This window comes from Arsenophonus endosymbiont of Apis mellifera, assembly GCF_903968575.1.
Taxonomy (GTDB): Bacteria; Pseudomonadota; Gammaproteobacteria; order Enterobacterales; family Enterobacteriaceae; genus Arsenophonus; species Arsenophonus apicola.
Genome location: NZ_CAJCFU010000029.1, coordinates 1 through 12,277, shown reverse-complemented (window position 1 = coordinate 12,277; position 12,277 = coordinate 1). Strand labels below are relative to the sequence as shown.

The following is a 12,277-nucleotide window of genomic DNA, read 5'->3' as shown; positions in this document are numbered from 1 at the left end:
ACTATACGCTTAGTTTTCATTAGCAGCTTATTTATAGCTACATTTTTATAATTTAGCAGAATAAACTATAATCTCTCTGCTTATTTACATAAACTATTATTTTTATTATCACCATAAATAATAGCAATAATCTTAATAACAAAGAGGTACAACATTACAATTATATATAATTAATAATAAATTCACAATTAATTGTAATTGTTAATTTTTTTAATCAATTGTAATCCAATTAACGCAATAGGCTTGTAGTTAATCTATACTTTAACCATAAGTTAATAAAATTATTAATTAATAGTATAACAACTGTTTTTATAAATTGTTTAAAATTTCAAGTCAATTACATAATCACATAGTAAGGGATAGCACTTAAAAAATGATTTTTACAACTATATCTATTAAAAGTAAATTTAGCGCAAATTTTATCCTCTTTTATTATAATTATACCATTTCAATTCATACTATCTTTGATAAATAATAGTTACCGCAAACTTATTAAAAATTAATCTATAAAAAGAACAAACTCACTATTAGTTTTACGTAACTTACAATATTATTCATTTTTATATTTTGTTATATCACTGTCGCTTTTTATAATCACCAAGCCGAACCTGACGTTTATAGCCTGGTTAGCAATAGTTGAAATTTTATCTGTATAAAATTAGCAAGTTATTAAGATGGATATTTTTGTGTTGGCAATAAATAGTAAGCACAAACTTAACATTTTGTTAATGCTCAAAATAAAATTGAAAGTTTGCAGTAATAAAGCTAAGAAACCTATTCGATGATTAAAGAATTTTACTAAATATAATTAACAAAAAAATGTATTATCTGTATTTTTGTTAATTATAAAGCTTTTTTCAATCTATAATTTTCTTTTAGTTACCGGTAATTATTTTTATTAAAAAAACATACTAGAAAAAAACAAAAAATTATATCTAGCTATAATGTTAAAGTTAACGAGTTTTTATTTATAGAATAAAATTTATTTTGTTATACAATAGGATTAATAACATTTAGTTATATTAATTTATACGCTTTATCAAATATAGCATCATTATAAGGCTGTTGACCATTTTCATAAAATATTATAGCTTTTAATGTTGCTTTATCTTTTACATTAACAACTGTTTTAGGTGATAAGTTCATTCTATTGGATACGCTTATAATATATGCGTTTGTATTATTTTCATTATTTGGCGCCCATCGATTAATTAAATCGGATATAGTTTTTAAACCATACTTTTGTTGATATGTGCTTAGTAATACCATTATAGCGCGAATACCACATTCCGGAGATTCAAACCGACAAAATCGTTTTTCAATTGATGGATCATGAGGTAATGCACCCTGCCATTTATTAATAGGGTTATAGTCTATATTCCCTGGATTATTATTACGTATACCACGTTGAATGGTCATAATTTATTTACTCCATATTTATTTTTGAATAATATCAATATTTAATTAAGAGTATCTTTAAATTTATTTTTTAAAAAAGGAATAATAACACGACAAAAAAATCAATAAATTACCAAATTTAAGGCTTTTTTAAAAAATATTATTTATATACTAAGTATGTTACATACAATAACTACTCAAAAATATATTTATTCACTTTTTATTTAATATAACCTCTTTAAAAAAACACATATGATACCAACAGTAAAGAAAAAAATAGATATTTTACATCCGATAATATATTAACGAATAAGCACTAATTTTTATCTTTTATCCAAATTGAAAAAATTTTTTACTAACTATTTAACTATTATTTATCTGATATATTCACATCTATTACTTGATAAAACGCTGAATCCGTATCAGCTATTGTCCATAAACCTAAAATAATTTGATAGCCACTACGTTTTGGCACATCGCATTCAATTTTCACCTCATCAACAGTTAATCTTTTTCCATCATTAGATCGTAAACAAAATGGTTTTGATTCAAACGAATTGCGTGTTAATGGAGCATTTGGATCCCAGTTTTGCTTGGTAATATAAAACTCCCAACTAACTGTATGATTTGGCTGCGTTAAAAACCATTCAAATATATTCTTACCTACTTTAATATTATTTTTTTGCCAGCGATCGATATTTTGCTGATCTAATTGGCTAAACCAAAAATTATCACCGCTAGCTATTCTACCATCTTTGGCGCCTCATTTCGGAAAACCACGTGCACCTTCAATCGACATTGGGTCGCTACTAGCACTACCGCAATCATTATTCTGCTCTATCCAGCATAAAACCGAACGGCTTTTAGGTGTATATATAAATCCATGCATTGATTCACGATTAGAACTTACACTTGAAAATGCAGTTACAACAATTAATATAAATAGTATTAATAAGAAATTATTTTTCATCTTATAAATCTCTTAATTAATCATGTAATTTAATAAAGCGTCTGTTAGAAAAATATTTCATTAACAAAATAAATATAAGTAATTAGAATACCATTGAGATTATTAAATTAATAACGACATTTGATCAAGTAAAATTAAATAATTTTTTTTATTGAGATCTTTTTTATTTTCATATAATGCATTAATTTACAACCAACTAAAATCATGTAATTTTTAATTTGAAAAATTTTACTTAAAAAAAATTAAATATCATTAAAAGTGTTTACTTTTAAATTAAAAAATAATTTTTTGATGAATGAGGTTAATATTGTTTAATTAATGACATTATATTAAATAAAAAAATTACTTATATAAAAAATAATTTAATATAATAGCAAAACAGCAAAATTTTATCTCTTAATAAAAAATTTAGTTGAGTGTATTATTTTTATAATTAAATATAAAACATTACCAACAATAAGTTATAATAATTAAACATTTTATATAGTCAGTAAAATATTATTTACTGTGCATCAAAATATTATTTTCAATGCACAACAGACAAGAGAAATATTTAAAATTAATTATTTATAATTTATTTAATTTTCTTTAGATACTCGAGATTCTGGTAATTCTGACCAATCAGGCTTTTCACCTGACATGATAGCTCTTCGTTGACTGTCGGTTCTTACTACACCGACACCCATTTGATACTCTTCACGCTTCTTTTTATAATACTGTTGTTGATAATCATCTGAGCTGACACAACCAGCCAGTAAGAAAAAAAGAATTAGTGCGAAAAAATAATTTTTCATTGTCATATTCTCCTCAGTACAAAAATAAAGTTTAATATAAAAGCTTTTTGCAGAACATAGTTTATATCAGAACTATTAGAGAAATAATTAGAAAAATATTTTTTGCTTAGTTCAATTAAACTTTCTTTAACCACAGTTTACGAGCAATTAATGTGGCGAAATTCAATTTAATGCGATTGCCAAATTTATCAGTTTTATGTAAATGCCCAGATTCTTCATTGTATTTTATGATCTCCCATTCTTTATAATAATTTATTAATTCACCAGGTGCTAAGAAACTATCAAAAGGTAAAATTTCATTAGGAATATTATCTGTTTCAACTGCACAAACAATTAAATTGTAACCACCATCATTAGTATAATTTTGCATGTCCTCAATAATCTTAGCGATTTTATTTCTCTGCAAAAACATCAAGACTACAGTTGAAATAATTATATCGTAATTTTCTGTTAAAGCATGATCATTAATGTCATAGATTGCTGTTTTTATCTGCTTTAAATCAACTGATTTTTTTACCATTTCAATGGCATTAATATGTTGAGGATTGATATCCATTGCTGTCACTGCATAACTTTGTAATGCAAAAAAAAAACTGTTTCGGCCCCGGCCTGATCCCAAATCTAATACTTTACATGGCTTGGTAATTAGGGAAAGAGCACAAACTTCTGAATGTGGAAGTGTAAGACCATTTTTTTTATAAAAAAACACTTCTTCACGGCAATAAAAAGAGAGTTGACACTCAATATCATCACTAACAGATTCTATTTTATGCCACATTTGAGGCTGAATTTGAATTGTTTTACACTTTACATCAAAATGATACTGCTGCTCATTACCATTTTCATCAAATATCACAAACAGTAGACCGCCTCGATATATTGTCAATTGGGCCCATGTACCTTCTTGCGTATTATGACGTTCCATTAATGCTTAAGGAATAGTATTCTTATTCCAGATAGCAAATTTTTTGTAACAAATAAGCTTGCACATAATCATTTCTCAATAAGTTGCATTTTAAATGCATTTTAATTTTTTTTTCGGTTTTGGTAAATTATGCTGACAAATAAAATTGAATAAATTTGTTCTTAATTATTTTTGCAAAACAATCAGTTTGTTATCATCTCATAGAGAAAATTACGAGATATGAAGCTAATTATCATTAGGAATGTAAATTTACGAGTTAGTAGACGACAAAAGAAACGGCTACCATTGTAGCCGCTTTAGATCATATATCATTAACGAAATAACTTTTAACACTAAACAAATTCAAGTTTTAAGCAAATACAGTATCATTCGGTAATAAAATTGTAGGTAAATCAAAAATCATAACTGACAGAAACCTTAAAAATACGCGGTGTACCCTGGAAAATATAGGTGCCATAATCTTCAACTCCAGACCAATATTTTTCATTAGTTAAGTTATCAATACCAACCCGCCAAACCATCTCATTTTGATTATGATTAACTTGCATATTGTAACGCATAGCCAAATCAAAAGTGGTATAGCTATCAAGTTTTCTGCTATTTTCTACATTTACATATTGGGAGCCAGAATGATTTATCCGCATTATTGCCGTTAAACCGTCTATTGATTGAATATCATATTCAGCGCCTATAACCATGTTAAAACGCGGTACTCCAATCACATCATGACCATCATTGGCTCTATATTGTGACTTTGTTAACACTGGAGCTAACCAGGTTGCGCTAGTATTCAATCGCAAACCTAATACCGGTTCACCAAATATGTTTAATTCCATACCTCGATTACGTTGTTGACCAGTAAGGCTATAACGTTTTGTGACACTATCCAAAAGCGCAGACGGTTTTTTAATTTCAAATAATGCTAATGTACCACCGATCCGGCCAAAATCCATTTTCATCCCTATCTCATTCTGTTGGGAGTAGACAATACCTGTACTTTGACCATAATTTGATGCACCCTTTGGTGCTATGCTGCCCGGTTGTAAGGCTTCAGTATGATTGGCATATAAAGCAACCTGTTGCCATGGTTTGTAAACTACACCATAGGTAGGCATCCAGTGGCTCTTGTTATACCGTGCATCACGCTCTTCAGCACCCGTTACATTATTATAATTGCGAATCTCCACTTTCTGATGACGTGCAGCGATTAATAATTGTAATTTATCATCAAACGCACTTAATGTATCACTTAATAACCAACCCTGAGTAAAGGTGCGCCCTGTTGTTAAAGGATCAGAATAATTGCCACCAAAAATAGCATTATCCGGCATAGCAACGTCACCAGTGTGATAAATATTGGTAATAGGATCATTAGTAGACATTCGCCATGCCATTCTATTACGTTTATTCTGTGCAGAATATCCCATATTCAAGCGATGAGTGATAAAACCAGTTACAAGTTGTCCCCTTACTCCCGCCATTGCACTAAATGCATCAGTAAAAAGTTTGGTATCAAGCCGGCTTACTGTAGCATCACCTTTACGATTTAGTATTTTTGGTGAACTATAGATACCTATTTCTTGGCTATGTTGACCACCTGCTCCAGCATATATTATCCAGTTATCAGCTAGATCATATTCAGCTCGTGCCAGACCAAATTGATTTTCTATATTACTATAGCCCCACTTTTGACTATAATTATGTCTGTTATTGGGTACTAGTGGAATAAAATCGACGCCACTAATATTTACTCCCATGGTACCACCGTGAAAAGTTTTCTTTTGATAACCGAAATCCAATGAACTTCTAACCCGATCGCCATGATAATCCAAAGCAAGACTGGCCAACGTGGTTCGGCGCTTATCATTTTTTACTGCAGTTTCTCCCTCGCGGTGAACTAAATTGAAACGCGTACCAAACTGATTATTTTCACCAAAACGGCGCCCAACATCTAATGTTCCACCTACTTGCGATAGTGAAGTGTAGTCTAAACCTAAGCGGGTAATGGGTATATTTTCTGCTCGTTTGGGCTCAAGGTTAATAATACCGCCGACGCCAGAAGAAGCTGCACCATTAACTAATGCGTTAGCACCCTTGAAAATTTCCACCCGCTCGATCATTGCGGTATCCACCATCTGACGAGGTAGAATCCCAGGCAATCCACCGAGTGTCATATCATCACCATCTAACTTAAAGCCTCTAATACGATAAGTTTCGGCAAAATTACCAAATCCTTGTACACTCTGAACTCCAGCATCGTTATTGACGACCTCAGCAACAGTTTTTGCCTGTTGATCGCTGACCATTTTCTCCGTATAACCAATGACATTAAATGGAACATCCATCGCATGTTGCTCGCCCAACATACCAAGACGGCCACCATGTGCAATATGGCCATCTAAATAGGCGGGCACAAGTGAATCTCCGCCAGGTTGAAAGTCATTTTGCGACTTTGCATGCACGACAATCGTATCTTGTTGGTTCTTTTTATTACTGATTTCAGCAGTTGCTGTTTGCGCTGTAGTACTCATTGTCAGCATCAATAACGAGCTACAAAATGGTACCTTCATATATTTGATATTTTTCATATTTTATTCAAATAAAAGACTGGTGTTGTAAATAATGACCACTAGAAAGTTATTTTCTATAAATCAAGCAAAACTGAACTGAGCGAAAAAGCAGTTAATACCCATTTCATACCATGATTAATTGGAAATAACTTGCCATTATTGGGTCATGATAAAAAAACAGAACCCTATATAATAGAAAATATATTGTTTTATCATATAGTTATTTATGCGAACTCTTTACGTTTAGCATTTTTCCTAAACCAATATTTATTCCCTATCAAATATAGAAAAGCTATTTCTGAAATAGGAATTTCTGCAAACGCAAATGAGAATTATACTCATTTGATTGAGGTAATCAAGAATACATATAAAATATTAATAACGAAATAAATGTATATTTTAGTGTAAGCTATTAGCTAAAAATAATTTTTATTTATAAAATTCAATCTATTAAAACATTATCTGTTTAATAAAAATTAATTGATATAGGATGTGATGATATATTTTAATTACAAACTATTTTAAGATTAAATAAAAGAAAAAAACCAAGACAAAAAATTATATAAAAACTTAACCAATATAAAATAGGTTTAATAAAAAACCACCAGCGTTAACCAGTGGCTTATTAATAAAAACGCTTTTCAATGAAAAATTATTGTCTAATCCACTGATTACCATCAGAAACAAACATTAATTTTTCAGATTTATTTATTCTAAGCTGTTTATTATCAAAATAGAGGAAGGAAGTATAACTAGCGTCAGATTTAATATATATTGATTTAAATTTATGTTTTCTTGCATCCGGAAAATAAATTTTAGGCGCCCAACTTCCATCATAAGTTCTTATCGCAATTAAAGCATTATAATTTAAAGCTGTGGCTATTTGTTCTAGCAAAATATTTTGACTATTTCTTATAGCAACTTTATGAATGTTAGGAGGAATAGAGCCATTAAGATTACTAATGGTGTTAATACATTCTCCATCATTACATGCTGCATGAACGACAAATATATTATTACAATTACCACTAGTGTAAGTAAGTTGTTTAGCTAGAATGCGATTATCACCTAAAGGATTGCGAAACATAGAAGCTTGAGCACCGATATCATAACAAGACTTTAATTGATTATTACCATGAGAATATTCGTCTACAAATCCTCTTGAATTATTTAATTTGCCATAATTATTTGGTACTTCAATAATACCAATGGTTGTTGATGTTCCATCCATTAAATCTGTAACAAAACCAGTAACTAAATTTCCTTCTTTGCTAACATCCAATCGATATAAATGCCCTGCTTTCCATTGAATAACAATATCACACTGTACACTTGTGCCAGTATCATAAAAATAGCGACAGTTACCACTTCGCCACCCTTTAGCTTGTTTAATTGAATAATGAAATGCATGAATGCCATTTTGTCTATTTTGTAATCCAATATAACCCGTATCTCCATTTATAAAATTAAATTGATTAGCCCAATAGTAATTTGATCTAGACCCGCCATCATTATCAACTTGTAGGAAAAAAGATATTTTATTGAATGCTGTATTGTCAGGCCATTTATGTTGAATTGTTACAATATCACCGACTACAATTGCATTAGATAAGCTGTTCCATAAAAATAAGAAAAATAATAAATAAATTTTCTTCATATAATAATTCCTATTTATTTTATATTATTTATTCAATGATAAAATATTGAGGCTTATTTAATTATTATCAATAAAAAAATATTTTCTAATTTATTAAAGTATCGAAATAATATATTATTACTATTAGTGATAAAATCAAAATGATATTGGATTTATATTTAAAATCAACTTAAAATTTATTAACTAATTAATACTAATTTTAGCAAAATGTAATTATGATTTAGTTACAATTAATATCTAGGTTGAATTATACTACAACCCATTTTTTCAACTAATTTTCCTGGTTTTGATTTTATTGCTTGTTGAATATTTTCTGGTAATCCACTCCAAATAATTAACCCCGTTCTCTGTTCAATTTCTTTTACTGTGACTTGATATTGACAAAAATTTCCACTCTGTGGTGTATTTTGTTCCATAATAAATGCAGCATAAGAAGATTTTTCAGGACTCTCATTTATATATGTTACTTTCCAGTATCCACTAGGGATAAAATGGTTTTTGTCGCTATTAGGTAGCTTACCAATATTTTTTTCATATAAAGGACCTGTTACTGAAAATACTTTATTACCCGCTCTGGCTAAAGCTCTTTCCTGATCTTCTAAACGCGCCCATACGCCTTGATTAAGTTCTGCAACCTGTGGGGTAATATTAGATAAATAATTAAGTGCCGGCCAGTCCACCAAACCTGCCAAAGAAGCTAATGGCGCCTGATGTCCTCTATCCACTTTTAAAGCTTTATTGGCACCAATATAATCTGCTGGAGACAAAGTTTCATCATTACTTAAATCAGGATCTTTTTTCCAATTTCTATCCTTACCACTGCCTATACTATCTTTCGTTATTAAGTAAGCAACCCAGTTGGCAAATTTAGTATTACTATTATTATTTAGTGTATAAACTACACGTTGTATCGTGGTATTACTTCCTCCTAATGGACAACCTATTCCACAATTTTGTCTAACTCCAGGCGTAATTTTTTCAATAGACTTAATAGATTCTGGTTCATGTTGAACAATACTACAGCCAGAAATAAGTAAAGATAAAAAAATAAAGGGTGAAAATATTTTCATATGATAATTTCTCATCTTAATAATCAATTTTCTTTAAATAAATTTTACTATAATATTTAAACCAGCAAACAAGTTATTTGACAACAAAATAAAACAGTAAAAAAGAATATAAAATACAATAAATACTCTTATATAAATAAAATTTACAGTATTTCACAAATATTATTGCAATGTTGAAAAAGATAGCGCACAATTAATCGTCATTTTCACTTATCATTGGAGGATAAATTTATTACAGGGTTATTGAAAACTTTAGCTATTATCATCTCTATTTTTAGCATTAATTGTGGCTATGCTGCAACTGATATATTAAATGACGATATAAAAGGCACAGAGATATCTACCATTATAGGTTTAAACCCACCGGTTGAAGAAATAATTACAACTATCATTGATGCCACGATAGAAATCAAAAAAAACGTTCCTTAGTTATCTAACTAAATAGACATACCTCTTCAGTAAGAAGAGGTATATTATCTCATATTTAATAATTACGATTATTTGTTAGCGATCGCAAGATTATATGTTGAATAACATTAATAAGATTTGGCAATAACATAATTTATTAATATAAATAATTTATTAAAATAATTTAAACATAACAATATTTATTAATAATAATTTTAAATAAAATATTTATATTAGTTTTTATATTATAGAAATATTACTCTGTCAGTTAGGTATTATTCCAATATATTATAAAGTTATTCTAAAATGTTTTATTACTTATTGAGTTATAATTATCAACTTTTAGTCAATAATAATCTATTTTTATACCTGTGAATGATAAATGAACGCTACAATTAACCTAGTAAATTGAAAATGATACAGATTGTCAGCTAATGGTAACTGTAATTATAGATATCTCAACATTCTTTTTCTGATGAGTTCGTATCTATTATTACAAATTAAAACAAATATGATTGATTAATATCATCATTAATAACAATATTCCTTAGGCATGGCTATCAATAACAAAATAATTTAAAAAACTCTACATAAGAAGCAAAATTTCAGATTAATATACTATGTTAAATATTGTTATTTAATTTATAATCGATAGTGAATTTCACATAAATAAAGGTTAAAAATGAATAGATTAAAATTAACGATTGCTCTTTCTTGCTGTTTATTATTAGCTGCTTGTGATAAGCAAACAGAAACAACTATGTCAGATAATGAAAATAAACCCATTCCACTAGCAATTAAAATGATGGGAAATAGTTTCCAGCCTGATGTTAGTAATGTTGTTATTACTCAACGGACTAATCGTATTGAATCTCCTGATTCAGTTGAAGTGAGTATTGTTGAGTCCGGCCTTTTAGACGATTCTGTCGAAGCAATCAAAACTATTTTTACTTTTATTCTTAAAGATGACAATTGACATCCTCCCCCACCTTCACACTTCGTGACTCAGGAGGGGGATTCCCGTTAGTCGGAGACTATCTGATCGCTCAGAAGCCTGGTTCCTGCTGCTGACGGCATTACTGCACCGTTCACTTCACAGGCTAACACGGCATGTCCTGCCGCTAAAATGTTACGAGCTCCGTTGATATCTGCGTTCTCTGTATACCCGCACTCAAGGCACTCGAATCTACTTTGTGATTGACGATTTTCTTTCGCTGTATGACCACAACATGCACACCGTTGACTTGTATATGCCGGAGGCACAGCTAATACCTGACCACCGCGCCATAGCTGCTTGTACTCAAGCTGACGGCGCATTTCATACCAACCCTGATCCAGTATCGAACGGTTAAGTCCTGATTTTGCCCTGACATTCCGTCCGTGCTGCTCTTGTGTACCTTTTGCCGATTTCGACATGTTACTGACCTTTAAGTCCTCAATGACGATCATCGCGTGGTTTTTGCTGATTTCACTGGTGACTTTGTGAAGGTAGTCTTTGCGGATATTGGTTATATGCGAGTGGAGACGTTGGATTTTTCGCTTCTGTTTTTTCCAGTTATTGCTGAATTTAACTTTACAGCTTAACTGACGCTGGAATTTCGCCAGCTTTTTTTGGTTGGTTTTAAAACTGTTTACAGGTTCAAACACTGTGCCGTCTGACAGCGTGGCGAGTCTGGTTACACCTGCATCCAAACCAATCATTGTTGCTGACGAATGAGGCTGAATGTCCATTTCCAGTTCGACCTGAAACGATATATACCAGTGTCCCGCATGTTGGCTAACGGTTGCGTTTTTAATCTTACCGTACAGCTTTTGCGACTGCCGGAACTTTACCCATACCAAACCTGACGGTAATCTCACTCTGCCATTATCGAGCTGACAATATTTATCAAAATTAACAAAACGAACTGAATCACGCCCGTCATTTTTCCTTTTAAATACAGGAGCTTTTGCTGCCAGTTTTTTATCAAAGCAGCGTTTCCATGCCCCGTGCAGATCTTTGAGTTTCTGCTGAAGATTATCCGTGTAGGCTTCTTGCAAAAAGGAATGTTCCGGCTTTTTTTTCCATTCTGTGAGCATCCGATTTAGTTCAAACGCTGACGGTAGTTTACCGCCGGATTCAATAATGCGTTGCGTCTCTGCTAGCCCGTAATTCCAGATAAAACGAGCGCATCCGCACAACTGCCGCAAACGTTGCGACTGTTTTTCGGTTGGTTCGAGTCTGAATTTGTAGGCTTTTAGAATTAGCATTATTACTCAGTGTGTAGTAAATTATCTCACTATCTTACCGTATATCCGGTTAATTTCAATGCAAAAATATAAAATCAACCGTTCAAGACATGCAGCGTTTCTTTTACATGTTCACCTTGTCTTTGTGACTAAGTACCGAAAGAAAGTACTCAGTGGCTTGCACTACAAAGCATTTCATCAGTATGCAGGTGAAGTGTGTCGCGACTTTGGGGCTGATTTAAAGGAAAGTAACGGA

General features: G+C 30.9%; 10 protein-coding genes and 2 pseudogenes. 3 read left to right on the top strand and 9 right to left on the bottom strand.

What is annotated here, in order from left to right:
- Positions 1-1,017: 1,017 nt before the first annotated feature.
- From H1X92_RS02535 to H1X92_RS02505, 8 genes and pseudogenes are all read right to left on the bottom strand, one after another.
- The gene (locus tag H1X92_RS02535; protein WP_180558699.1) at positions 1,018-1,419 is read right to left on the bottom strand and encodes a structural protein; all 402 of its coding nucleotides are present in this window, start codon (positions 1,417-1,419) and stop codon (positions 1,018-1,020) included.
- A 349-nt stretch (positions 1,420-1,768) separates the two neighbouring features.
- A pseudogene (locus tag H1X92_RS15730) lies at positions 1,769-2,146 on the bottom strand (lytic polysaccharide monooxygenase); the annotation flags it as partial.
- 15 nt (positions 2,147-2,161) lie between these two features.
- Positions 2,162-2,287, bottom strand: coding sequence for a hypothetical protein (locus tag H1X92_RS16025; RefSeq protein ID WP_255498974.1), 126 nt, complete (start codon positions 2,285-2,287; stop codon positions 2,162-2,164).
- A 659-nt stretch (positions 2,288-2,946) separates the two neighbouring features.
- Positions 2,947-3,168 carry a hypothetical protein gene (locus tag H1X92_RS02525; RefSeq protein ID WP_180558698.1) on the bottom strand — a complete coding sequence of 74 codons (222 nt, stop codon included), beginning with the start codon at positions 3,166-3,168 and terminating at the stop codon, positions 2,947-2,949.
- Between the two features lie 109 nt (positions 3,169-3,277).
- A pseudogene (gene tehB, locus H1X92_RS02520) lies at positions 3,278-4,153 on the bottom strand (SAM-dependent methyltransferase TehB).
- Between the two features lie 326 nt (positions 4,154-4,479).
- Complete coding sequence (locus H1X92_RS02515; RefSeq protein WP_180558697.1) at positions 4,480-6,675, bottom strand: TonB-dependent receptor; 2,196 nt, start codon at positions 6,673-6,675, stop codon at positions 4,480-4,482.
- Between the two features lie 634 nt (positions 6,676-7,309).
- Positions 7,310-8,314 (bottom strand): DUF3472 domain-containing protein, encoded by a 1,005-nt coding sequence (locus tag H1X92_RS02510; protein WP_180558696.1) that lies wholly within the window; start codon positions 8,312-8,314, stop codon positions 7,310-7,312.
- A 230-nt stretch (positions 8,315-8,544) separates the two neighbouring features.
- Positions 8,545-9,384, bottom strand: a complete 840-nt coding sequence (locus tag H1X92_RS02505; RefSeq protein WP_180558695.1) for a DNA/RNA non-specific endonuclease — start codon at positions 9,382-9,384, stop codon at positions 8,545-8,547.
- A 243-nt stretch (positions 9,385-9,627) separates the two neighbouring features.
- Here H1X92_RS02505 and H1X92_RS02500 point away from each other — a divergent pair, with 243 nt between their 5' ends.
- A complete protein-coding gene (locus tag H1X92_RS02500; protein WP_180558694.1) occupies positions 9,628-9,813 on the top strand; it encodes a hypothetical protein in 186 nt (61 codons plus the stop codon).
- 661 nt (positions 9,814-10,474) lie between these two features.
- Entirely contained in the window at positions 10,475-10,768 is a 294-nt protein-coding gene (locus tag H1X92_RS02495) for a hypothetical protein (protein WP_180558693.1), read from the top strand.
- Between the two features lie 47 nt (positions 10,769-10,815).
- Here H1X92_RS02495 and H1X92_RS02490 read toward each other — a convergent pair whose 3' ends face one another.
- On the bottom strand, positions 10,816-12,042 hold the full coding sequence (locus H1X92_RS02490; RefSeq protein ID WP_180558336.1) for an RNA-guided endonuclease InsQ/TnpB family protein: 1,227 nt from the start codon (positions 12,040-12,042) through the stop codon (positions 10,816-10,818).
- Between the two features lie 58 nt (positions 12,043-12,100).
- Here H1X92_RS02490 and H1X92_RS02485 point away from each other — a divergent pair.
- Positions 12,101-12,277: transposase (locus tag H1X92_RS02485; protein ID WP_180558337.1), on the top strand; the 177-nt coding region annotated here is incomplete at its 3' end.

Excerpts from the sequence above, each read along its gene's own strand:
- H1X92_RS16025 (WP_255498974.1), bottom strand. The coding sequence starts at position 2,287 with ATGCATGGATTTATATATACACCTAAAAGCCGTTCGGTTTTATGCTGG.
- H1X92_RS02510 (WP_180558696.1), bottom strand. The coding sequence starts at position 8,314 with ATGAAGAAAATTTATTTATTATTTTTCTTATTTTTATGGAACAGCTTA.
- H1X92_RS02490 (WP_180558336.1), bottom strand. The coding sequence starts at position 12,042 with ATGCTAATTCTAAAAGCCTACAAATTCAGACTCGAACCAACCGAAAAA.
- H1X92_RS02525 (WP_180558698.1), bottom strand. The coding sequence starts at position 3,168 with ATGACAATGAAAAATTATTTTTTCGCACTAATTCTTTTTTTCTTACTG.
- H1X92_RS02505 (WP_180558695.1), bottom strand. The coding sequence starts at position 9,384 with ATGAAAATATTTTCACCCTTTATTTTTTTATCTTTACTTATTTCTGGC.
- H1X92_RS02495 (WP_180558693.1), top strand. The coding sequence starts at position 10,475 with ATGAATAGATTAAAATTAACGATTGCTCTTTCTTGCTGTTTATTATTA.
- H1X92_RS02515 (WP_180558697.1), bottom strand. The coding sequence starts at position 6,675 with ATGAAAAATATCAAATATATGAAGGTACCATTTTGTAGCTCGTTATTG.
- H1X92_RS02535 (WP_180558699.1), bottom strand. The coding sequence starts at position 1,419 with ATGACCATTCAACGTGGTATACGTAATAATAATCCAGGGAATATAGAC.